Below are 23061 nucleotides of genomic sequence, written 5' to 3'. Positions count from 1 at the left end.
GGGCGGACCTGAGCCGGAACGGGACCAGGGGCGGGGGCGTGTTCTGGCTGAGGGCCGGTGGGCGGACCCGAGCCGGAACGGGACCAGGGACGGGGGCGTGTTCCGGCTGAGGGCCGGTGGGCGGACCTGAGCCGGAACGGGACCAGGGGCGGGGGCGTGTTCTGGCTGAGGGCCGGTGGGCGGACCCGAGCCGGAACGGGACCAGGGACGGGGGCGTGTTCTGGCTGAGGGCCGGTGGGCGGACCTGAGCCGGAACGGGACCAGGGGCGGGGGCGTGTTCTGGCTGAGGGCCGGTGGGCGGACCCGAGCCGGAACGGGACCAGGGACGGGGGCGTGTTCTGGCTGAGGGCCGGTGGGCGGACCTGAGCCGGAACGGGACCAGGGGCGGGGGCGTGTTCTGGCTGAGGGCCGGTGGGCGGACCCGAGCCGGAACGGGACCAGGGGCGGAACGGGACCAGGGGCGGGGGCGTGTTCCGGCTGAGGGCCGGCAGGCGGACCCGAACCGGAACGGGACCACGGTCGGGGACGTGTTCCGGCTGAGGGCCGGCAGGCGGACCCGAACCGGAACGGGACCACGGTCGGGAGCGTGTTCCGGCTGAGGGCCGGCAGGCGGACCCGAACCGGAACGGAACCGGCACCCGACCGTGCGATCAGCGACGGCTCGCCCGGCGCGAGATCAGTCGGCCAACGGCAGCAGGCGGCGGATCCGCACCAGCGTGCCGTCGGGATCGTGCATCACCTGGTCCCACGTCAGGCGGTGCACGCGGTAGCCGGTGGCCTCGAGGTCGCTCGCCCGGCGATGGTCCCGCCGGAACTCCTCGCGGGTGCGGTGCGCGCCCCAGCCGTCGAGCTCCACCACGATGCGCTGCGCCGGCCACAACGCGTCGACCTCCCACTCCCGCCACGGGGTCGCGACCAGGACGTTCGTCTGGGGCAGCACGAAGCCGCCGCGGCGGAGCAGCCGGCGGAATCGCCGTTCGAGCCGGCTCTTCAGCCGGACCCCGTCGCGCATCTCCAGGCCGAGCTCGGTGACGGCCGCGCGCAGCGCGACGACCCCCGGCCGTCCCGACGCGAGCACGCGTTCCACCTCTCGCTGGTCGTACAGCCGCCGGTCGACGGCCTCCCGGATCGCCTCGTCGAGCGCGTCGGCGTCGCCGGACGCGGCGACGTCGCACAGCGTCCGCGCGACCGACGTCACCGGGATGCCGTCGTGGCGGGCGGTGTCCTCCGGGACCAGGCAGCGCACGCGTCGCGGGCGAATCCCGCGCCGTCGCTCCACGCTGCGGATCACCGTCACGTCGGACGTGGCCGGCGCGCCCGGTAGCAGCCCCCACAGGCACGCCGCAGCGCGGTGGCTCAGCACGGCACCGTCACCGCAGGCCAGCACGGCGGCCATCCACCAGCCGCGGGGCGGGAGGACGCGGTGGCCGAGCGCGTACACGGCGAGGTACAGCCGGTGCAGGCGCCCCTGGGCGACGCGCCGCTTGATCGCGCTGCGCGTCAGCCCGCACGCCAGGAGCTGCGCGTGACCCACGACGCCGTGCTGACGCTGCGCCAGCTGCACGACGGCGTGGTCGGGAGTGCGGAGACGCTGGGCGACAGCCACGCAGAGAGCGTCGTCGCTCCGGCGTTGCGCGTGGGTGGCGAGCCGTTCCGTCTTCGTGCCGACCCCGTGCCGGAACGCACCGCATACGATGCGGCCGTGACCACGGACGCGCCCCAGCTCACGCTGCTGCACAACCCGCACTGCTCGACCTCGGTGCACGCGCTCGACGCGCTGACCGACGCCGGCCACGAGGTCGCCGTGCGCAAGTACCTGCTCGTTGCCGAGCGGCTGGACGAGGCCGAGCTGCGGTCGCTCGCCGAGCGGCTGGTCGGCGACCCCGTCGACGCGCTCATCCGGCGGGACAAGCGGTACAAGGACCTGGGCCTGCAGGCCGACGGCCTCGGCATCGACGAGGTGGTCGCGATCCTCGTCGAGCACCCGCAGCTGCTGCAGCGCCCGATCCTGGACGACGGCACGGCCGCCGTCATCGGCCGTCCGCGCGAGCGGCAGGCGGCCTGGGCCGCGGCGGGCCGGGCGGTCGTCGACTGAGAGGGGCCCGCGGGCCTCGGCGGGACCGCGGCCTGGAGCCGGGGCGGGGCGGCCGGCCGCGTGTTCCGGCTTCGGTCCGCCCACCGGACCTCAGGCGGAACGCGTGCCGAGCCGGCCGCGTGTTCCGGCCCGGGTCCGCCTACCGGCCCTGAGCCGGAACGGGGCGGACGGCGGCCGCGTGTTCCGGCTTCGGTCCGCCCACCGGACCTCAGGCGGAACGCGTGCCGAGCCGGCCGCGTGTTCCGGCTCCGGTTCGCCTACCGGCCCTGAGCCGGAACGGGGCGGACGGCGGCCGCGTGTTCCGGCTCGGGTCCGCCGACCGGCCCTCAGGCGGAACGCATGCCGAGCCGGCCGCGTGTTCCGGCTCGGGTCGACCCACCGGCCTCGAGACGCGTCCCGACCCCGCGGCCGCCGTCCCGCGGCCGCCGCCTACAGCCCCGCGGGGTGGCGGGTGTGGAAGCCTGCGCGCCGGCCGATCAGCGGGCGCCAGCGCACGCCGTCGCGGCCGGCCGGGTCGCCGACCGGGCTGGTGTCCAGGCGCACGCCGGCGACCTCCATGTAGACGTGGCCGCTCGTCGCGTAGACGGCGATCCAGCGGCCGGCGTCGTGGCGGCCCCAGCGCGCCAGCAGGCCGCTGGTCATGGGGCTGCCGAGCAGGCCGGAGCGGATGAGCGCGTAGCTCACCGCGCCCGAGCAGTCGTAGCCCGAGTCGACGAGCCGGCCGTGGCCGCCGCCCCACTTGTACGGCTTGCCGATGATCCGGTTGGCGGCGGAGAGGACGCGCTTGACCGTGGCCGGGGCCGCCCGCGGGATCGCCACGCGGCCGTCGGTGCGCACGCGCGCCACGCGCCCGGGCACCGTGCGCCGGCGGCTGGGCACCGGCACGAGCACGGACGGGTCGGCGGCCGGCGCGTCCGCGTCGTCCGCGCCGCTCGCGCCGTCCGCCCCGCCCGGCCGGTTCGCGCCATTGGGGCCGCCGCCGTCCGTGGCGCCGGGACTCGGCGCCGGCCAGGCGGACGCGTCGTCGCCGTCCGCGCCGCCGCCGTACGGGTTGGGGCCGGGCTGCGCCTGCGGCGTGGCGTCCGCCGGCCACGACCCGCCGCTGCCCTGGGGGGCGTCGGGGGCCGCGCTCGTGGCGCCGGGCCAGGGCCAGCCGGCCCCGCCGGTCCCGGGGTGCGGGCGGTCCGCCGCGGCGCCCGCCGGCAGGGCGAGGAGGGCGACGAGCACGGCGCTGAGGGGGATCAGACGACGGGGCATCGTCCTCGGTGATCGGCGGGGGACGCGGGCGACTCGACCGTCCCTGGACGTCCGTTCCACCGGAGCGTCCCGCTACGGCGGTCGTCCGAGACCCCCCGGTGTGCCGCCGGACACACGAACCGGACCCGTGTGTCTCGCTTGTCTCGAATCGGCCTCGCCGGCCAGTGGACGTGATACGCTGGCGCTGCGTCGACCGTCGGATCGCGACTCGCTCCCGGAGGCTCCCCGCAGGGGTCGTCCGCGGACCACGTCGCACCCGGGCTCCGGCCCCCGGTGCGAGACGCGCCACAGCACCCAGGATCGCTGCGAGGACGCGCACGAACGCCGTCGCGGTGCCTACGGGCCCCACCTTCGATCAATCGGGAGACCTCCCATGCTGAGCGACGCCCCGCGCCGCGACCGGCGCGACCTCGAGCTCCTTCGCCGGTTCCACCACGACCACGACCCGACCGCCCGCGACGCGATGGTGCGCCGCGCGCTACCGCTCGTGCAGGCCCTGGCCCACCAGGCGGACGCCGGCGCCGAGGGCGGCCGCCGACAGGAGCTGATCGACGCGGGCGCCGTCGGCCTGCGCCGCGCCATCGACCGCTTCGATCCCGCCCGCGACACGCGCTTCACCGCGTTCGCCGCGCCGGTGATCGAGGACGAGATCCGTCGCCAGGTCACCGACACGACCTGGACGGCGCACGTCCCGCGCACCCTGCGCGCCCTGGACACGGCGACCGCCCGGGGCGCCGGCGACCGGACCGCGGCGGACGTCGTGCGCGCCCTGCGCGCCGAGCGCGCCGCCAAGACGGCCTAGCGCCGTCGCCGCGCGGCCGGGCTCCTGCCCGCCCGGCCGCGCACGCATTCCCGGCCGGCATGGCTGCCCGGCCGATGCGAGTGGTTCGCGCGGCGTCGGACGCGCATCCTCGGGGCATGGGCACCGTCACGCACCGGCACGACACCACCGGCCTCGGCGCGCGGGCCCGGCCGTGGGGGCGCGAGCTCGGGCGGCCGGCCCGGCCCGCCCCGACGCCCAACTGGTTCGCCTCGGTGATGGGCACCGGGATCGTCGCCAACGCGGCGATGATCCTGCCGCGGCAGGTCCCGGGCCTCGCCGCGCTCGCGCTCGCGGCGTGGGCGCTGGCCGCCGGGTGGCTCGTCGTCCTCGCCGTCCTGACCGCGGCCGCCTGGCTCCGCGACCCCGCCGGCGCGCGCCGGGCGGTGACGAGCCCCGACATGCTGCCGTTCCTCGGCGCGCCGCCGATGGCGGTGATGACCGTCGGTGCCGGCACGCTGCTCGTCGGGCACGAGATCGTCGGGGCGGCCGCGCTCCCGGTCGCGGCGGCCCTGTGGACGCTCGGCACGGTCGGCGGGCTGGCGGCGGCCGCAGCGGGGCCCTACGTCCTCTTCACCCGCCACGCCGCCGGGCCGGAGCGGGTCTCGCCGACGTGGCTGCTGCCGGTCGTCCCGCCGATGGTCTCCGCCGCCACCGGCGCCGCGCTGCTGGCCCACCTGCCGGCCGGGCAGCCGCGCGCGACCCTGCTCGTCGCGCTCTACGCGCTCTTCGGCGTGGGGCTGCTCGCGTCGCTCGTCACCATCACGCTGGTCTGGGGCCGCCTGGCGACCGCCGGTCCGGGCGCCGACGCCGCGGCGCCCGCGCTCTTCGTCGTGCTCGGCCCCCTCGGCCAGTCCGTCACCGCCGCCGGGCTGCTCGGCGACGCCGCGCCGACCGCCGTGGGCGCGCCGTACGCGGACGCCTTCCGCGCGATGGGGCTGCTCTACGGCGTCCCGGTGTGGGGCTTCGCGCTCCTGTGGCTCGGGCTCGCCGGCGCGCTCGTCCTGCGGGCCGCGGGGCGCGGCATGCCGTTCTCGCTCTCGTGGTGGAGCTTCACGTTCCCAGTCGGCACGGTGGTGACGGGCACGTCGGTCCTGGCGCGCGAGACGGGGCTCGACGTCCTGGCGTGGCTGGCGGTGGCGCTGTACGCGCTGCTGCTGGTGGCCTGGGCGACGGCGGCGGCGCGCACCGTGCACGGCGGGCACGTGACGCGCGAGCTGCTCCGGCCGGCGTAGCCCGCGGTCGGCGTCCGCCGGGGACTAGGGTGGGTGTCCCGGGCCTCCGCGTCCCCCCGGGCCCCACCGGATGTCCCGTCGCTCCAGCTCGCCCGTCCCGCCCGACCCCGCGACCGTGGAGGAGATCGTCGCCCTGACGCTCGAGCTCACCGCGATCTCCGCGCCGACCGGCGCCGAGGACCAGCGCGCGCAGCGGGTCGCCGAGCTGTTCGCGGCCGCCGGCCTGGCCGTCGAGCGCGACGCCGTCGGCAACGTGCTGGCGTGGCGGGCCGAGGACGACTGGTCGCCCGCGGACGCCGCCGCGTCGTCGGCGCCGGTGGTCCTGACCGGGCACCTCGACACCGTGTTCGGCCCCGAGGTCGAGCTGGCGCCGCGGCGGGACGGCGACCGGCTGCTCGGCCCCGGGATCGGCGACAACACCGTCGCGGTCGCGACGCTCGTCGTGCTCGGACGGGAGCTGGCCGCCGGGGCGCTCGGCGAGGCGCAGCCGCTCGTCCTGGCCGCGACCGTCGGCGAGGAGGGGCTCGGCGACCTGCGCGGCGTCAAGCACCTGCTCGGCACCACCCCGGTGCGGGCCCACGTCTCGCTCGAGGGGCATCTGCTGGACGAGGTCGTCGTGGGCGGCATCGGGTCGGTGCGGCTGCGCGCCCGCTACGCCGGCCCCGGCGGTCACTCGTGGGGCGACCGCGGCACGCCGTCCGCGGCCGACGCGCTGCTGCGCGCGGGCGTGGCCGCGCTCGACGCCGTCCCGCCGGGGCGGCACGTCAACGTCGGCGTCGTCCGCGCGGGCACGGCGGTCAACGCCATCGCCGCCGCCGGCGAGCTGGTCGTCGATCTGCGCGACGAGGACGAGGACCGGCTGCAGGACACGGCCGCCCGGGTCGCCGCGGCCCTCGAGACCGTCGGCGACGGCGTGACCGCCACCGTGGAGCGCGTCGGCCACCGGCCCGCCGGGCGGATGGACGACCGGCATCCGCTGCTGCGGGCGGTCCGCAGCGCGCGCGGCGACGTGGGGCTGCCGCCGGCGCGCGAGGACATCGGCTCGACGGAGTGCAACGCCGCCTACCCGCTCGGCGTGCCGACCGTGTGCGTCGGGCTGACCCACGGCGGGGACATGCACCGCGAGAGCGAGTGGATCTCGGTGCCGCCGCTCGCCTCGGGCCTGGCGGCGGTCCGGGCGCTCGTCCGCCGGCTCGTGGCGGTCTGACGGCCGTCGGAGCGCCGACGGCCGCACGCGCGGCCCGCGCGACGCGTGCCGTCCCCGGGCCCGGCCGCACGCCGGTCCCCGCGCCGTCCCCCTCCCCGCCCGCACGCCGGTCCCCGCGCCGTCCCCCTGCCCGGCCGCACGCCGGTCCCCGCGCCGTCCCCCTGCCCGGCCGCACGCCGGTCCCCGCGCCGTCACCCTCCCCGCCCGCACGCCGGTCCGCGCGCCGCGCGCCGTCTCCCGGACCGCGCCGGCTCCGCACGCCGGCTTCGCGCCGGTCCGTGCCGGCCGTGCGCCGTCTTCGCGCCGGACCGGCGTCGCGTGCGCGGCGTCGCTGCGGCCGTGGTACCACCCGTCCATGCCCGAGGACCTCATCACCGGCGACGACGGCGTCCCCCGCTGCGGGTGGGGGGCCGACCCGGACGTCTACCGGCGCTACCACGACGATGAGTGGGGGCGACCGCTGCACGGCGAGCGGGAGCTGTACGGGCTGCTGACGCTGGAGACCTTCCAGAGCGGGCTGTCGTGGCTGACGATCCTGCGCAAGCGCCCCGCCTTCGAGGCGGCCTTCCACGGCTTCGACCCCGAGCGCGTGGCCGGGTACGGCGAGGAGGACACGGCCCGGCTGCTGGCGGACGCGGGCATCGTCCGCAACCGGCTGAAGGTCGCCGCGGCGATCACGAATGCGCGGGCCACGGTGGCGCTGCGCGCGGACGGCGGACTCGACGCGTTCCTGTGGTCGTTCGCCGAGGCGGCGAGCGCCGAGCGCACGGGCCGCCCGGAGCGGCTGGCCGACGTGCCGTCCGCGACCCCGACGTCGAAGGCCCTGGCGAAGGCGCTGCGCGGGCGCGGATTCGCCTTCGTCGGACCGACGGTCGCCTACGCGTTCATGCAGTCGATGGGCCTGGTCGACGACCACCTGATCGGCTGCGCCTGCGCCGGGCGGGAGCGGCCGGCGCGCGGTACGGCCGGGGCCGTGGCCTAGGCGACGGGGTCCGGCGGGGCGACGGCGGCGCGGACGCCGTCGGACTCGCGCGCCATCCAGCCGAGGTGCCCGGCGTCGGGCAGGACGGTCAGGGCCGCGTCCGGGAGCACGGCGACCATGCCCTGCGCCTCGTGCAGGGGGACGGCGTCGTCCCGGTCCCCGTGCCACAGCGCGACGGGCACCCGCACGTCCGCGGGGGCGAAGGGCCACGGCGACCGGATGAGCCGGCCCTCGGCGACCCACCCCTCGATCCCGGCGGCGACGGCGTCGCGCACGCCGCGCGTGATGCGCTCCCGCGTGCGCGGGGACGCCAGGGCGCGGGCGTCCGCGGGCGGCGCCCCCGCGAGCAGGCTGTCGACCGCCGCGTCGGGGTCGGCGCGCAGCGCGGCGGCGGCGGTCCGCAGCAGCTCGTCGGGCGGGGGCGGCTCCGTCGGCCGCGGGGCGCCCGAGACGACGGTCAGCCGCGTCACGCGCGCGGGGGTCAGCGCGGCCAGCTCGTAGCCGACCGGCGCGCCGCCCGAGAAGGCGAGGACCGCGACCGGTCCCGCCCCGACCGCGTCGAGCAGCGCGCCGACGTCCGCGGCGTCCGTGGCCAGCGTGCGGTCCGGCGCGGCGGTCGACCCGCCGAACCCGGGGCGGTCGTACGCGAGCACGCGCACCCCGTCGGCCGCGGGCGCCGTGCGGCGGCTGCCGGTGCTGCCGTGCAGGAACAGGACGACCGGCCCGTCCGCCGGGCCGGTCGCCGACCACGCCAGGTCGCGGCCGTCCGGCAGGCGCACGACGCCCTCGTCGACCGGCACGTCGTCGGGCGCGTCCATGCGACGAGCGTAGCCCGCCCTCGGCTGCCCCTAGCCGGCGGCGGGCGACCGCGCGACCGTCGCGCACACCAGGTAGTCGACGCCGGGTGCGAACGGCCAGCGCCAGAAGGCCGTGTCCACGACCTGCGCCCCCGCGCGGACGAGCGCCGTCCGCGGGTCGCAGCCGCGGGGGACGGTGCCCGTGGCCGCGAGCGCGAGCGCCGCGTCGGGGCCGTCGCCAGCCGCGCGCTCCAGCACGGCGTCGAGCGGGAACGGCTGCGGATGGCCGCGCCACCAGCCCAGCAGGTCGTGCACGTAGACGACGAGGCCCCCGGGGGTGCTGGCGTGCAGCCGCGCCGCCACGGCGTCGGTCAGCGGCTGGCCGTCGCGCTCCAGGGCCTCGCCGACCGCGCGGCTCGTGAGCCCCGCGTCGCGCAGCGCGGGGTAGAGCAGCTGGGTCAGGCACAGGTCGGCGACGGCCACGTCGTACGGCGCGCGGGCCACCGGGGTCGGCGCCAGCGCGGCCAGGTCGGGCGCGGGCACGGCCTCGCCGCTCGCCCGCCGGACCAGGGCGTCGGCCGCGCCGAGCGTGACGTCCTCGACGACGAACCGCACCCGCCGCCCCGCGCGCTCGGCCGCCGGGCGCACCGCCCGCACGTCCAGGTCGACCAGGTCGACGGCGCCCGCCCGCCGGCCCAGGCGACCGAGGGGCACGTCGTGCGCGTTGCCCGCGCCGACGACGGCCACCCGGGCGCCGTCGGCCACGTGGCGTTCCAGCAGGCGCCACAGCGCGGCCCGGGCGCCGTGCCAGCGGGCGAAGCGCCCCGACGACGCCTGGGCGTTGCGGGCGGCGTTCGCCAGGCGGGCGGGGCGGTCGTCGGCGGAGGCCATGCGTCCGGTCATGGTCCCGCACCGGCCCGTCGGCCCGGCGCGTGGCCGCGTCCGCACCGCGATGTGGTGCCTCATGGTCGATTCGGGCGCTAGGCGCACAGCCTCGATCACATCTGCTTGCAATCGCTCACACCCCGGGGGTAGGCTCGCCGCCCGAGAGGCCGGGCCCTGGGTCCGGTGGAGCGCGAGCGCCCCGCACGGAACGCGGGCAGGAGAGAGGGCCCCATGGCCGAGGACCGCACCCCGTCCACCCCCGACGAGGCCGCCGACGGCGCGTCACCCCGCGGGCTGACGCGGCGCACCGTGGTCGGCGCCGCCGTCGCCACCGGGGCCGCCGCGGCGCTGCCGTGGAACGCCGCGACCGCCGGGGCCACGAGCGCGCCGCGCGCGACGGGGCAGCTGGCCCGCTCCTTCGCCGACCCGCCGGCCGAGTACCGTGCCCGCTTCCGCTGGTGGTGGCCCAACGGCCAGGTGGACCTGAAGGAGGTCGCGCGCGAGGTCGACCAGATGGTCGACGCCGGCTTCGGCGGCGCCGAGATCGCCGACGTCCACCACAGCATGCGCGGCGTCGGCCTGGACGTCGAGACGTACGGCTGGGGCGGCCCGCACTGGGTGGCGGCGCTGACGACCGCGCTGACGCAGGCGCGGCGCCGTGGGGTCCAGCTCGACGTCACCATCGGCCCCTCGTGGCCCGCCGCCGCGCCGACGATCACGCCCGACGACGACGCCGCCAGCAAGGAGCTCGTCCACGGCCGTGCGGTCGTCGAGCCGGGCGCCACGTTCGACGGCCCGCTGCCCGCCTCGTACGTCGCCCCCGAGGACGGCGTCACGCGCGAGGAGCTGCTCGCCGTCCACGCCTTCCGCGTCGCCGCGTCGAGCACCCCGACGGCGAAGACGGTCGTCCTCGACCTGGACTCGCGCGTCGACCTGACCGACCAAGTCACCCAGGACGAGCGCCTGACCTGGACCGCGCCCGCCGACCGCCCGTGGATCCTGCTGGCGTTCCGCATCCGCGGCACGGGCCAGCAGCCCGAGTCGGGGCCGCACACGTCGCCCACCTCGTACGTGATCGATCACTTCAGCGAGGCCGGCAGTCGCGTGATGATCGACCTGTGGGAGGACACGATCCTGACCCCGCAGCTGCGCCGCCTGCTGCGCGACGCGGGCCGGACGATCTTCCAGGACTCCCTCGAGTTCGAGGCCACGACGTTCTGGACGCCCGACCTGCTCGAGCAGTTCCGCGTCCGCAAGGGCTACGACCTGCTTCCGCTCCTAGCCGCCGTCGTGCGCCAGAAGGAGAGCATCGTCTTCAAGTTCGACGACGAGACCTCGCGCCGGCTGCTCAACGACTACTGGGAGGTCCTGGGGCAGCTCTTCGACGAGCGCCACATCGGCGTGCTGAAGCCGTGGATCAACTCCCTCGGCATGGGCATGCGCATGCAGCCCTACGGCCTGCAGACCGACGCGATGCACTCCGCCGCGCTGCTCGACGTGTCCGAGGGCGAGTCGCTGGGCTTCAAGAACCTGGACGACTACCGCTCGCTCGCCGGCGGCCGAGACATGGCCGGCAAGCAGCTGCTGTCCAACGAGGCGGCGGCGTTCGCCAACGGCGCGTACTCCACGACGTGGAAGGCGGTGCTGCAGAAGCTGAACCCGATCTTCACCGCCGGCGTCAACGAGACGGTGCTGCACGGGTTCTCGTACGCCGACGCGCCGAACGCCCAGTGGCCGGGCTTCGCGGCGTTCAGCCCCTACAACGGCGGGCCCGGGTACGGCGAGTCGTGGGGGCCGCGTCAGCCGACGTGGCGCCACGCGCCCGAGATCGCGGACTACTTCGGCCGGGCCCAGTACGTGCTGCGCCAGGGCCGCGCGCAGGCGGACGTCGCGTTCCTGCGCCAGAAGGGCTACGCGGGGTCCGGCTTCGGCGCCGCGTGGTTCTCGAACACGGGCGTGAAGGAGGGCTGGTCGCTCGAGTTCGTCGCGCCGAGCCTGCTGCGCCTGCCGTCGGCGGTCGTCCGCAACGGCGTGCTGGCCCCCGACGGGCCGGCGTTCAAGGCGCTCGTCTTCGAGGGCGACGCGTTCGCGAACAAGCTGCCGGTGCTGCCGCCCGACACCGCGCGCAAGCTCGTCGAGTTCGCCAAGGCCGGGCTGCCGATCATCGTCATCGGCGACTGGGCGCAGGCGCAGGCGTACGGCGGCGGGACCGCGGGCGACGACGCCGAGGTGCGCGCGCTCGTCCTCGAGCTGCTCGCGCAGCCGACGGTCGCGGTGGTGCCGACGCGCGAGACGGTGCCGGACGGCATCGCCAAGCTGGGCCTGCGCCCGTCGGTGCAGTACGACACCACGACGTCGCCGCTGCTCAGCTCGCGCCGCGTCGACGGCGCCATCGACTGGTTCCTCTTCGCGAACGGGTCGACGACGGCCGAGGCCGCGCACGCGGTGACGCTGCCCCGCCGGATCCGCTCGGCGGTGCCGTTCGCGCTCGATCCGTGGACGGGCGAGATCCAGCGCGTCGCCGTCTACGACGAGCCAACGCGCGACAGCGTGCGGATCCGCGTGAAGGCGCGGCCGGGCCAGACGCTGATCTACGCCCTCGCCCCACGCCTGACGTTCGGCCTGCGGGCCGCCGTCGCGGCGCACGCGACGGCGAGCGAGGCGGAGGTGCGCGCCGACGGCCTGGCGCTCGTCGTCCGCTCCCCGCAGGCGGGCACCTTCGCCACCACGCTGCCGGGCGGCCGCACCGTCGCCACGCGCATCCCCGACGTGCCGGCGGCGCGCGAGCTGACGGGGTGGACGCTCGACGTCGAGAGCTTCGAGCCGGGCGCGACGGCGACGGAGACGCGCATCGTCCGGATCCGCAAGCAGCTGGACGCCCTCGCGCCGTGGACGGCGATCCCGGGGCTGCAGGACGTGTCGGGCGTCGGCACGTACACGACGACGGTCGACCTGGAGCGCTCCTGGCCGACCGGCGCCGGCGCGCTGCTCGACCTGGGGGCGGTGTCCGACACGTTCCGCGTGACCGTGAACGGCCGCCGCCTGCCGCCGGCGGACCAGCTGCAGCCGGTCGTCGACGTCGGGCCGTACCTGCGCCGGGGGCGCAACACGATCGCGGTCGAGGTCGCGACGCCGCTGCTGAACCGCCTGCGGGTGAGCAACGCGCCGGTGTTCGGGGGGAGCAAGCCGCTCGCCTACGGCCTGCTCGGTCCGGTGCGGCTGCTGCCGTACGTCGAGCGGATCCTGGGGGCGCGCCGGTAGCGCGCGGCGCGCCCCGCGGCCGGGCGGGCCGCGGGGCGCGGGGGCGCGGGGCGGCTCAGCCGCCGAGGGTCAGCCGGAGCGCGTCGACGCTGCCGAACGGCTCGCCGGCGGCGTAGAAGCCCGAGAACGTGCCCGAGACGTCGGACGGGAAGGTCCCCGGGATGCCGGTGATCGTGATGACGTTGCCGTCGAGCGACGCCGCGGCCTTCGTGGCGTCCAGGCTGACGTAGTTCGTCGAGGCCGCGGGCGCGCTCGTCGCCGCGTTGCCGACGGTGGCGACGATGCGCGACGCGGCGCCGTTGAGCTCGACGAGCGGGTTGCGGACCGTCAGGTCGATGCCGTGGTCCATGTAGCGGTGGCGCAGGCCGCCGGCGAACTGGATCTGCGCGCGGCCCGTGGCGGTGTCGTACCAGCCGGACGCGAACGGGAACGCGTACGTGTACGGGATGGCGACGACGCTGCCGTTGCTCGTGCGCTGCTCCTCGACCGGGCCGGGAACGGCGCCGTCGAGGGCGCTCGTCCCGCCGAGCGGGTCGGGCTGCCCGTTGTAGGCCTTGCCCGTCTCCATGTACTGCAGCCACGACGGGCGCTGGCGCCAGACGATCGACGCCGCGACGATCGGGACGGCGGTGGAGGGCGCGGGCGTGGCGGGGGTGGTCGGGGCGGGAGCCGCCACCGGCGCGGCGACGCGCGCGTCCGTCAGCAGGGTGGCCAGCGTGCCGGCGCTCAGGCGCTGCTTGCCGGTGAGGCCCAGGCGCGGGCTGAGCAGCTTGGCGCCGCCCGCGGTCAGGCGGAGCGCGACGTTCTGCACGGCGACGCTCTGCCCGGCGCGGTTGAGCGTGACGGCGCCCTTGGGGCTGCGCACGGTGAAGAGCGTCCGGCTGCGCCCGCCGACCCGGGCCGTCACCTTCGACGACCGGCCCACCTTGAGCACCAGCGAGCGCAGGACGACCTGGCGGCCGCCGCGGGTCAGGCGCAGGCCGCCGCGCAGCCGGACGGTCGCGACCCGGGCGGACGACACCTTGCCGCCGGCGATCGGCAGGACGAACTGCCCGGAGCGCTTCTTCGCGGGCGCCACGGCGGCGACGCGGACGCCGCGCTGTTCGAGCGTGCGGGCGGCGGGGCCGTCGAGCGTCAGGCGCGTGCTGCCGGAGGCGGTGGTCTTCGCGCCGGCGACGGCGGGCGCCGCGAGGGCGGCGACCAGCACGAGCGAGCCGGCCAGGGGGCGGAGCGACATGGAGGCGTCCTTCGACGGGATGGGGCGGGGGGAAGGGATGAAACGACCGCGGGGGCGGCGCGGGACCCGGCGTGGGTCCCGGGCCGCCCCCGCGAGGTGCGGCGCCGGGCTACTCGCCCATCGTGGGGAGCGTCAGCGCCATCGTTCCGAAGTCGGTGCCCGGGGCGTAACGGCCGCCGAGCGGCGCGTTGCCGTCGGCGCCGACCACCACCTGCACGCTGGCGTACCGCAGGAGTCCCTGGTCGACCGTCGGCTGCGTCGCCGCGAGCTTGAGGGTCAGCAGGTGCGCGCCCGTGTACGTGACCTGTCCGCCACCTGCGGCGTCCGTGTACGAGCCGTCCGCGTAGACGCGCGTTTCCTGACGTGCCGCGTCGGTCAGGAAGACCGGATCCTTCACGGTGTTGTCGAGGTGGGCGTTCCGGAAGCGGAGCGTGCCGTGATACCGCGTGGTGATGGTGCCACGGTCGTCGACGGTCGTCGAGACCGGGGCGTAGGCGAACTCGCCGGCGGTAGACGTGGACGTCGCGCCATCCTCGGGGTACACCCCGCCGCCGAACATGCCGAGGTACGTGACGAAGGAGTCCTTCACGTGCCAGACGGGCGCCTCGACCGCGGACGGAACGTCGACGCGCTGCGTGTCGATCGCAAACGTCCCGAAGTCGTCGTTGACCTTGTACGTCGAGATGACATCACGGCCGGCCGCGGTGAACCGAAGTGCAATGCCCCTCCAGGCGGTTCGCGTCGACGTCTGCGTCGCCGTGGCTCCGTCGAACGTGAACAGCTCCGTGCGCTCGAACGTCTTCGTGTCCGTTGCGCCACCCATGGCCGCGCTACGCGTGCCGTACGTGCCGTCCGCGACGACGCTGCCTGCTCCGTTAGCGCGGATCGTGAACGTCGGATCGGCGATGCTGATGTCGATGAGGTGCGCAGGCTGGAGGAAGCGCACCGTGCCACGGGTACGGATCGTGATCGTGCCGTCGTCGGAGGCTGACGTCCCGACCACCGCGATGCGAGGCGTCGCCTGCGTCTGAGCGGTGGTCTCGGCGCCGCGGGTGCCCACGACGCATCCCTTGAGGCCAGTGAGGTAGCCGTACCAGCTCTCTCGGAGCGTCCACGTCGCTTCGCCGATCTGGTTCTCCACGGCCTCACGCGCCGGCAGCGTGGCCGGGCACTGCTCCGCTGTCGGCTGCGTCGGCGTCGTCGGCGTGGGCGCCGGCGTCGCCGGCGCCGTCGGCAGCACCGGCTTCGCGGGCGTCGGCATCGGCGCCGGCGTCGAGGACGGCTTCGGCGAGGACGAGAGCTCGACGGCGCCGACCGTCCCGGCCCGCAGGCCCTTGGCCTTCAGCGTCGTGCGCAGGTCCTTCGCGGCGGCGCGCGTCAGCTTGATCGTGCCGCCGCGGACGGCGACGACGCGGCCGAGCGGCTCCTTCACGATCTTGCCGCCGGTGATCGTGAAGATGGTCCGACGCTTCTTCCCGACCTTGGCCGACACGCGCACGGACTTGCCGGCGACGGTCTGCCAGGCGCTCAGCTTGACCGAGCGCTTGCCCTTCTTCAGCGTCAGCGCGCCGCTGTGCGTCAGCTTCAGCGTGCCGGACGTCGTCGTCTTCGTGACGGGCAGCGTCAGCTTGGAGCCCTTGAGCTTGGCGGGCTTGACGGCCTTCAGGGTGACGCGGGCCGAGCGCAGGTCCTTGCGGAACGCCTTCCCGAGCGTGATCGTCGACGCGCTCTTCGTGGTGGCGCTGGTCGTGGCGGCGCCGGCGACGGCCGGGGCGCCCGCGGCGAGGACGGTGGCCAGCGCGACCGCGCCGGCGGGGCCGCGAAGGCGGCGTGAAGGGGACAACGTGACTCCTTGGGGGGCGACGTAGACGGTTGAGGGGAACCTTATTAGGTCGCCCTACTCGTTGCGTGACCCCGCTCCGAACTGCGGGTTTCCCGAGGGCGCGCGGCGCGGACGGATAGCCTCGGGTCATGGCTCTCTTGGACCGCCTCCCCGGCCGCGGCACGCCCGACCCGGCGCCCCGGCTCGACGGCCGGACGACCGTCGTCTGCGGCGGCACCGGCGAGGTGGGCGAGGGGATCGTCGCGGCCCTGCTCGGCGCCGGCGCCCGCGTGGCGGTGCCGTCCCGGCGCCCCGATCGCCTGCAGGCGCTCGAGGCGCGGCTGGCCGCGGCCGGCGCCGCCACCGAGCGGCTCGTGCCCGTCATCGGCGACCTGTCGGCCGGCGACGGCCCCGCGCGCCGCCTGGCGGCCGACGTCGGCCGCCTGGCCGGGCCGCCCGACCTGGTCGTCGCGTCGCTCGGCGGGTGGGACGCGGGCCCGCCGCTCGCCGAGATCCCGCTCGAGGACTGGGAGCGCACCGTGCACGACGGGCTGCGCAGCCACCACCTGGCGATGCACGCGTTCGTCCCGCTCCTGCGCGACCGGCCCGGCGCGGGCTACGTGATGATCAACGGCGCCGCGGCCCGCTACCCCGTGCCGGGATCGGGGGCGGTCTCGACGATCGCGGCCGGCGAGCTGATGGCGGCGCAGGTGCTCGCGGCCGAGGAGGCGGGCTACGGCGTCCAGGTCGAGGCCTACGTCCTCGGTCCCGTGGCGACCCGCTCGCGCGACGAGGCGGCGCCGTGGATGGCGACCGCCGAGCAGGTCGGGGCGGTGATCGCGGACCGCGCCGGCCACCGGCTGGCCGGCGGCGGCGAGGTCGCGCCCGCCACCGTGCTCGAGATCCTCACGGCCGGCGACCTGCGCCGCGCCCGCGAGCTGCCGCCCGGCGGCGTCCGCGGCGCGACCGCCGGCCGCGCCGGCTGGGTGCTGTGGGGGCTGCAGACGGGCGGCATCAACCGGCAGGTCCGCCGGGGCAGCCCGCCGCGCGCCTGACGGACGGCCGTCCCGGGACGGGTGCCCCCGCCTTGCGGGCCGGACGACCTTCCGAGCGAACGAGGTGCCGGCCCGCCCCGCCGCCGGTCCGGGTGCACGCCGTACGGGCGTCCGCGCGCCGCGGCGCCGACCGCGGGCGCGGCCGGCGCCCGCCCGCGCCGCGATACGGTCAGAGCATGAGCCTGCCCGACGTCTTCCGCGACCTCCTGACGACCCCGGGCCCCTCCGGCCGCGAGGCCGCCGCCGCCGAGGTGTGGCGCCGGCACGCGCGCGCGTTCGCCGAGGTGGAGCACGACACGATGGGCTCGAGCGTCGCCCGCGTCGCCGGCACCTCGGACGCCGTCGAGGGCTCCTCCGGCACGAGCGGCGGCGGCGTGCCGTCCGTCGCGGTCGTCGGGCACATCGACGAGATCGGCCTGATCGTCACGCACGTCGACGACAAGGGCTTCCTGCGCATCGCGCCCGTCGGCGGCCAGGACCCGCAGCAGCTCGTCGGCCAGCGGGTGCGGATCCTCGCCCGCGGCGGCGAGGTGCGTGGCGTCATCGGCAAGAAGCCGATCCACCTGATCGAGCCGGACGAGCGCACCCGCGCGGCGAAGATCAAGGAGCTGACGATCGACATCGGCGCGTCCGGCAAGGAGGACGCGCTGTCCGTCGTCCGCGTCGGCGACGTCGCGGTGATCGACGCCGAGCCGATCGAGCTGCGCCACGGCCGCATCGCGTCGCGCTCGCTCGACAACCGCGTCGGCTCGTTCGTCGCCTACGAGACCGCGCGCCTGGTGGCCGAGGCCGGCGGCGCGCCGGGCGAGGTCATGGGCTGGGCCGTCGCGCAGGAGGAGACCGGGCTGTCCGGCGGCGCGACCACCGCCCACCGCGTCCGGCCCGACATCGCCATCGTCGTCGACGTCACGTTCGCCAGCGACCACCCCGGCGTCGACGTCAACGACCTCGGCGAGCACCCGCTCGGGTCCGGGCCGGTCATCGAGCGCGGCACGCCGCTGCACCCGTGGGTCACCGACCGCCTGATCGAGGTCGCCGAGGCCGAGGGCATCCCGCACACGGTCAGCGCGACCGGCCGCGCGACGGGCACCGACGTCGACACGATCCACATCGCCGCGGACGGCATCCCGACGGCCCTCGTCTCCGTCCCGCTGCGCTACATGCACTCGGTCGTCGAGACCGTCGAGGTGGAGGACGTGCTGCAGACCGCGCGGCTGCTCGCCGCGTTCGCGCAGGGCCTGACCGCCGACGTCGACCTGCTGCGTTGACCGGCTCCGCCCGTCCGGTCGCGCCCGCGGGCGCGTGGCTGCTGCTGTGGGACATCGACGGGACGCTGCTGCTGAAGGCGTCCGGGTCCCACGCGGCCGCGGTGTGGGACGCGCTGCGCGCCGTGCACGGCGTCGAGGGCGACGAGATGCCGAAGGGCCAGCCGCTCGCCGGGATGACGGACGGCCAGATCGCCCGCGACATCCTGACCGCCGCGGGGATCGCCGACGAGGCGATCGACGCGCACGCCGACGCCGTGGCCCGCCTGACGTGCGAGCGCTACGCGCCGGGCGACCTGCAGGACCGCGTCAGCCCCGGGGTCGACGACGTCCTGGCCGAGCTGCACGCCCGCCCCGACGTCGTCCAGTCGCTCGTGACGGGCAACTTCGAGCTCGTGGCTCGCCGCAAGCTGCAGGCCGCCGGCCTGGGCGACTGGTTCGACCCCGAGATCGGCGGCGGCTTCGGCTCCGACCACGAGGAGCGCGAGCACCTGCCCGCGTTCGCGCGGCGCCGCGCCGGCGCCGTCCTGCGGGCCGACGGCCGCCCGTGGCCGGTCGACCGCACGATCGTCATCGGCGACACGCCGCGCGACATCGCCTGCGCCCGCCACGACGGCGTCCGCGTCGTCGCGGTCGCCACGGGCAGCCATCCCGCCGACGACCTGACCGGCGCGGACGCCGTGGCGCACGACGCCGCCGGCCTGCGCCGCGAGCTGCTGTCCATCATCGAGGGCGCCCCCGCGGCGCCCGCCGACTCCCCCGAGGTGCCCGCATGACCGCCGTCCCCACCGTCGACGCCGCCCGCCTGCGCGAGAGCCTGGAGCGGCTCGTGCGCCTGCCGTCGGTCGCCTTCCCCGGCTTCCCCGAGGCCCCGGTCCGCGAGGCCGCCGAGCTGACCGCCCAGCTGCTGCGCGACGCCGGGGTGCCGGACGTCGCGTTCGTCGACGTGCCGGGCGGCGCGCCGCCGGCCGTCTTCGCCGACATCCCCGGCCCGACGCCCGACGCCCCGACGGTGCTGCTGTACGCGCACTACGACGTGCAGCCCGCCGGCCCCGAGGAGTCGTGGACCACCCCGGCGTTCGAGCCGACCGAGCGCGACGGCCGCCTGTACGGCCGCGGCACAGCGGACGACAAGTGCGGCATCGCGATGCACGTCGCGGCGCTCGCGGCGTTCCTGGGCGAGGGCGGCGCCGGGCTGCCGGTGCGCGTGAAGGTCCTGATCGAGGGCGAGGAGGAGACGGGCGAGGGGACGCTGTCGAAGCTCGTCGCGGCCGACCCCGAGCGCTTCCGGGCCGACGCGTTCGTCGTCGCCGACGGCTCGAACGTCGCGAGCGGCGTCCCGACGCTGACGACGTCGCTGCGCGGCATGACCGTCGTCGACGTCACCGTCGACACGCTGAAGATCCCCGTCCACTCCGGCGTCGCCGGCGGCCCCGGCCCGGACGCGCTGCTCGCGCTCGCGCGCATCATCGCGTCGCTGCACGACGACCGCGGGAACGTGGCGGTGCAGGGCCTGGACACGGTTCCGTGGACGGGCGCCGAGGTGACGGAGGAGAGCTTCCGCGCCGACAACGGCGTGCTCGAGGGCGTCGACCTGCTCGGCGACGGCCCGATCGCGGACCAGATCTTCACCCGGCCGTCGATCACGGCGATCGGCCTGGACGCGCCGGCGGTCGACGTCGCCGGCAACGCCCTGATCCCGCAGGCCCGGGCGCGCCTGAGCGTTCGCCTGGCGCCGACGCAGGACCCGTCCGCCGCGGCGCAGGCGGTCATCGCGCACGTCATGGAGCACGCGCCGTGGGGCGTGCAGGTGACGGTGTCCGAGGGCGCGGGCGCCACCGGCGCGCTGCTCGCGACGGAGGGCCCGATCGCCGAGGCCGCGGGCCGGGCGCTCGAGGCCGGCTACGCGGCGCCGGCGGTCCAGCTGGGCACCGGCGGCGCGATCCCGCTGTGCGCGGACCTGGCGTCGATCTACCCCGACGCGGCGTTCGTGCTGTGGGGCCCGGGCGACGAGCGCTCGCGCATCCACGCCGGCGACGAGTCCGTCGACCTGGGCGACCTGGAGCGCGCGACGGTCGCCGAGATCGCGTTCCTGGCCGACCTGGGCCGCGGCGCGCAGGGCTGACCGCGGGCCGGGGGAGGGGCGGCGTCGTCCCTCCCCGACGGCGCCGCCGCTAGTCCTCCTCGAGCTGCTCGGGCAGGCCGAAGTGCGGGAACAGCCGCACGTCGAGGTTGTTGTGGATCGCGGTGATCCGCTCGCCGTCGGTCTCGAGGACGGTCAGCGAGAAGGGCCGCCACACGCGCGGCCCGGCGGGGCGGTACGCGCCGAAGGCCGGGCGGCCGTTGGCCATCGTGGTGCGCACGCGGGACCCGGAGCAGCCGATGCCCGGACCGACGAGCCAGGCCGCCACGTGTCGCGGCCCGCGCAGCCACAGGCGGAACGGCGGCATGCAGAACTCGACGTCCTCGCGCAGCAGCGTGACGAGCTCGTCCACGTCGTAGCGCTCGAAGGCGTCGACGTAGCGGGCCAGCAGCCGCTGCTCCGCCTCGCCGTCGGGGCGCTCCGCGGTGGTGTCGGTGGTCAGGTCGAGCGCGTCGAGGGTGGCCCGCGCGCGCTGCAGCGCGCTGTTGACCGACGGCACGGACGTCTCGAGGAGCGCCGCGACCTCGGCGGCCCGCCAGTGCAGCACCTCGCGCAGGACGAGCACGGCGCGCTGCCGGGGCGGCAGGTGCTGCAGCGCGGCGACGAACGCCAGGCGGACGGTGTCGCGCCGGTCGGCGGCCTCGGCGGGGTCCAGCCGTGCGTCCGGGACGGGGCTCACGAACGCGCTGTCGGCCAGCGGCTGCCCGAGCAGCGACCCGTCGGGCTCGGACGACGGACCCATGTCGACGGGGCGGGCGCGCCGCTTGGCGCCCTGCAGCAGGTCGAGGCAGACGTTCGTGGCGATCCGGTACAGCCAGGACCGCAGGGCCGCGCGCTCCTGCAGGCCGTCGACGCGGCGCCACGCGCGCACCATCGTCTCCTGCACCGCGTCCTCGGCCTCGAACGACGAGCCGAGCATCCGGTAGCAGTAGCCCGTCAGGGCCCGGCGGTGCGCCTCGAGCTCGGCCTCGAGCGGCGTGCCGGCGGCGCGGCGGGTGGGCACGTCCGGGGTGGTCGACACGCGGGCATCGTACGCGCCGCCGCTCCGGGCGGAAAGGGGCGATCTCGCGGGGGCCTGCGGGCGGGCGGATCGGCGAGGCTCGCCCGGGCCGCGGCGTGCGTGCCGCGGCCGGGCGAGCGGGGCGCTACCCCGCCGTCCAGTACGCGTCGGTGCCGACGCGGTCCTCGACCGCGCCCGCGGCCTGCAGGCGGCGGCGCGCCTCGTCCCGGTCGTCGACGAGGTCCAGCACGCCGGCGACCTCCTGCGTCGACAGCGGCTCGCCGGCCCAGCGCAGCACCTCGAGCGGGTCGTCGGCCCACGGCCGCTGCTCCAGCTCGGGGGCGACGTTGGCGACGAGGGTCTCGATGGTCAGCGGGGTGTGGAAGCCCGGCGCCTCCAGACGCAGGTCGCCGCGCGCGACCACGTAGCTGGGGCACGTGTAGCGGCGGCCGGGGCCGGCGTCCTCGCCGTCGCGGGGCTGCCAGTCCTCGCCGGAGCCCGCCAGCTTGCCGTCGAGCGCGAGGGCGGCGGGGGAGGGGTGCCGGGTGTCGTGCAGGTCGCGGTGGAACGCGTCCTGGACGGCGTCCTCGCGGGTCCAGTCCTGCACCTGCGCGGCGTCCAGGCCGATGCGTCCGACGGCCTCGGCGACCGTGTCGTCGCCGCCGACGGCGCGGCCCTCGACGAGCGCCATGCGGTGCAGCTCGCGCAGCAGCCGCACGGCGCGGTCGACGCCCTCGTGCTCGCGCACGGCGACGATCGCCAGGCACGCCGGCCAGGTGCCGCCGACCGGGCGGCTGCCGCCGGTGAACAGCGGCTGGCCCAGGCGATCGAAGCCGCGCAGCAGGGACGCCGCGCGCTCGGCGGTGAAGCCCATCCGCTCGTACGAGGCGCCGTCCTTCGACAGGCCGGCCATCCGCAGGGACCACCGCAGCTGGTCCCCGAAGCGCCAGCGCAGGCGCCAGCGGATCGGCTCGGCGCTGAACGCCCAGGGGCAGGCCGGGTCGGTGAACGTGGTGACGTCGACGGTGGGCACGGGACGACGCTAGCGCGGCCGCCCGCGCGCCCCGTCGCGACGGGGGATCAGGCGGCGCGCCAGAGCGCGTCGCTGCCGCGCGGGAACTCGAGCGCGACGCCCTCGACCCGCAGCCGGTCGCGGACCGCCTCGCGGTCGTCTTCGCCCAGCACCGCGGTGATCTCCTGCGTGGCCAGCGGCACCGGCGCCCAGGCGACGACGTCGGCGGGATCCTCCGGCCACGGCCGCCGCTCCAGGTCGGGGGCCAGGTTGGCGAGCGCCGTCTCGACGGCGGCCCACGGCTGGAAGCCGGGCACCTCGGCGACGCGGTCGCCGTGGCGGAAGACGTAGCTCGGGCACGTGTAGCGGCGCCCGGCCGCGCCGGCGTGGCCGTCCCAGTCCGCCTCGACGTCGGCCAGCTTGTGGTCGAGGGCCAGGGCGACGGGCCCGGGGTCGCGGGCCTGGTCCAGGTCGCCCCGGAACGCCTCCTCGGTCGCGGGCTCCGCGGCCCAGCGCTCCAGCACGTCCGGGTCGAGCCCTGCCTCGCGGGCGGCGTCCGCCAGCACCGCCGGGTCGTCGATGCGGCGGGCGTCCGCCAGGCCGGCGAAGCGCAGCTCGCGCAGGAGCGCCAGCTCGCCGCCCGGAGCGTGCTCGCGGACCGCGACGATGCGCCGGCACGCGTCCCACGTCCCGGCGGGCTCGCGGCGGTCGGTCTCGGCGAGCGGCATCCCGTAGCGGTCGAAGTGCCGCAGGACCGCCGCGTTGCGCTCGGCGTCGAAGCCCTTCGCGCGCTGCGCGTCGGCGTCCCGCGCCAGGCCGACGGTGCGGATCGTCCACCGCAGCTGGTCGCCGAAGCGCCACGCGAGCTGCCAGCGCAGCGGCTCGGCGCTGTAGGCGAACGGGCACGCGGGGTCGGTGAACTCGGTCAGCTCGATGGTGGGCACGCTCGGCGTGTACCCGGAGGGAAGCGGCCCGGAACGACCACGGC

General features: G+C 76.9%; 19 protein-coding genes. 10 read left to right on the top strand and 9 right to left on the bottom strand.

The genetic code is table 11. The features are described from left to right. Positions 1-676: 676 nt before the first annotated feature. A complete protein-coding gene (locus tag J3P29_RS19495) occupies positions 677-1606 on the bottom strand; it encodes a type IV toxin-antitoxin system AbiEi family antitoxin domain-containing protein (protein WP_210496076.1) in 930 nt (309 codons plus the stop codon). A 96-nt stretch (positions 1607-1702) separates the two neighbouring features. Between J3P29_RS19495 and J3P29_RS19490 the strand changes: the two genes are divergently transcribed. Next, positions 1703-2095, top strand: coding sequence for an ArsC/Spx/MgsR family protein (locus J3P29_RS19490; protein ID WP_210496075.1), 393 nt, complete (start codon positions 1703-1705; stop codon positions 2093-2095). A 429-nt stretch (positions 2096-2524) separates the two neighbouring features. On the opposite strand, the gene J3P29_RS19485 is transcribed toward J3P29_RS19490, so the two are convergent. Then, positions 2525-3352: a hypothetical protein gene (locus J3P29_RS19485; RefSeq protein WP_210496074.1), complete on the bottom strand. Its 828-nt coding sequence runs from the start codon at positions 3350-3352 to the stop codon at positions 2525-2527. A 373-nt stretch (positions 3353-3725) separates the two neighbouring features. On the opposite strand from J3P29_RS19485, the gene J3P29_RS19480 reads away from it, so the two are divergent. From J3P29_RS19480 to J3P29_RS19465, 4 genes are all read left to right on the top strand, one after another. Continuing rightward, positions 3726-4154: a sigma factor gene (locus tag J3P29_RS19480; protein WP_210496072.1), complete on the top strand. Its 429-nt coding sequence runs from the start codon at positions 3726-3728 to the stop codon at positions 4152-4154. Positions 4155-4270: 116 nt separating this feature from the next. Beyond that, positions 4271-5407 (top strand): TDT family transporter, encoded by a 1137-nt coding sequence (locus tag J3P29_RS19475; RefSeq protein WP_210496071.1) that lies wholly within the window; start codon positions 4271-4273, stop codon positions 5405-5407. A 70-nt stretch (positions 5408-5477) separates the two neighbouring features. Then, a complete protein-coding gene (locus tag J3P29_RS19470) occupies positions 5478-6614 on the top strand; it encodes a M20/M25/M40 family metallo-hydrolase (RefSeq protein WP_210496070.1) in 1137 nt (378 codons plus the stop codon). Between the two features lie 355 nt (positions 6615-6969). Beyond that, on the top strand, positions 6970-7596 hold the full coding sequence (locus J3P29_RS19465; RefSeq protein ID WP_210496068.1) for a DNA-3-methyladenine glycosylase I: 627 nt from the start codon (positions 6970-6972) through the stop codon (positions 7594-7596). On the opposite strand, the gene J3P29_RS19460 is transcribed toward J3P29_RS19465, so the two are convergent. Together J3P29_RS19460 and J3P29_RS19455 are read right to left on the bottom strand one after the other, a co-directional pair. Then, complete coding sequence (locus J3P29_RS19460) at positions 7593-8414, bottom strand: alpha/beta fold hydrolase (protein ID WP_210496066.1); 822 nt, start codon at positions 8412-8414, stop codon at positions 7593-7595. The two genes, J3P29_RS19465 and J3P29_RS19460, sit on opposite strands and share 4 nt — an antisense overlap. A 30-nt stretch (positions 8415-8444) precedes the next feature. After that, positions 8445-9284 carry a hypothetical protein gene (locus J3P29_RS19455; protein ID WP_210496065.1) on the bottom strand — a complete coding sequence of 280 codons (840 nt, stop codon included), beginning with the start codon at positions 9282-9284 and terminating at the stop codon, positions 8445-8447. A 225-nt stretch (positions 9285-9509) separates the two neighbouring features. Between J3P29_RS19455 and J3P29_RS19450 the strand changes: the two genes are divergently transcribed. Then, entirely contained in the window at positions 9510-12539 is a 3030-nt protein-coding gene (locus tag J3P29_RS19450; protein ID WP_210496063.1) for a glycosyl hydrolase, read from the top strand. A gap of 55 nt (positions 12540-12594) precedes the next feature. Here the strand turns inward: J3P29_RS19450 and J3P29_RS19445 are convergent, their stop codons facing one another. Continuing rightward, positions 12595-13776 carry an HtaA domain-containing protein gene (locus J3P29_RS19445; RefSeq protein ID WP_210496061.1) on the bottom strand — a complete coding sequence of 394 codons (1182 nt, stop codon included), beginning with the start codon at positions 13774-13776 and terminating at the stop codon, positions 12595-12597. Positions 13777-13885: 109 nt separating this feature from the next. Then, a complete protein-coding gene (locus J3P29_RS19440) occupies positions 13886-15619 on the bottom strand; it encodes an HtaA domain-containing protein (RefSeq protein WP_210496060.1) in 1734 nt (577 codons plus the stop codon). Positions 15620-15747: 128 nt separating this feature from the next. Between J3P29_RS19440 and J3P29_RS19435 the strand changes: the two genes are divergently transcribed. The 4 genes from J3P29_RS19435 (at position 15748) to J3P29_RS19420 (ending at position 20043) form a co-directional block, all read left to right on the top strand. Then, positions 15748-16653 carry an SDR family oxidoreductase gene (locus J3P29_RS19435; protein ID WP_210496059.1) on the top strand — a complete coding sequence of 302 codons (906 nt, stop codon included), beginning with the start codon at positions 15748-15750 and terminating at the stop codon, positions 16651-16653. A gap of 176 nt (positions 16654-16829) precedes the next feature. Next, entirely contained in the window at positions 16830-17921 is a 1092-nt protein-coding gene (locus J3P29_RS19430; protein WP_210496056.1) for a M20/M25/M40 family metallo-hydrolase, read from the top strand. After that, entirely contained in the window at positions 17918-18694 is a 777-nt protein-coding gene (locus J3P29_RS19425; protein WP_210496055.1) for a haloacid dehalogenase-like hydrolase, read from the top strand. The genes J3P29_RS19430 and J3P29_RS19425 overlap by 4 nt, the downstream gene beginning before the upstream one ends. Continuing rightward, positions 18691-20043, top strand: coding sequence for a M20/M25/M40 family metallo-hydrolase (locus J3P29_RS19420; protein ID WP_210496054.1), 1353 nt, complete (start codon positions 18691-18693; stop codon positions 20041-20043). The genes J3P29_RS19425 and J3P29_RS19420 overlap by 4 nt, the downstream gene beginning before the upstream one ends. A 49-nt stretch (positions 20044-20092) precedes the next feature. Here J3P29_RS19420 and J3P29_RS19415 read toward each other — a convergent pair whose 3' ends face one another. From J3P29_RS19415 to J3P29_RS19405, 3 genes are all read right to left on the bottom strand, one after another. Further along, positions 20093-21082 (bottom strand): sigma-70 family RNA polymerase sigma factor, encoded by a 990-nt coding sequence (locus J3P29_RS19415; RefSeq protein WP_349239898.1) that lies wholly within the window; start codon positions 21080-21082, stop codon positions 20093-20095. A gap of 124 nt (positions 21083-21206) precedes the next feature. After that, positions 21207-22094, bottom strand: a complete 888-nt coding sequence (locus J3P29_RS19410; protein WP_210496053.1) for a hypothetical protein — start codon at positions 22092-22094, stop codon at positions 21207-21209. 47 nt (positions 22095-22141) lie between these two features. Next, complete coding sequence (locus J3P29_RS19405; protein ID WP_210496052.1) at positions 22142-23017, bottom strand: DsbA family protein; 876 nt, start codon at positions 23015-23017, stop codon at positions 22142-22144. Between the last annotated feature and the right edge of the window lie 44 nt (positions 23018-23061).

It is taken from the genome of Patulibacter sp. SYSU D01012, assembly GCF_017916475.1.
GTDB lineage: Bacteria > Actinomycetota > Thermoleophilia > Solirubrobacterales > Solirubrobacteraceae > Patulibacter.
This window is presented reverse-complemented; position numbering and strand designations above follow the sequence as displayed.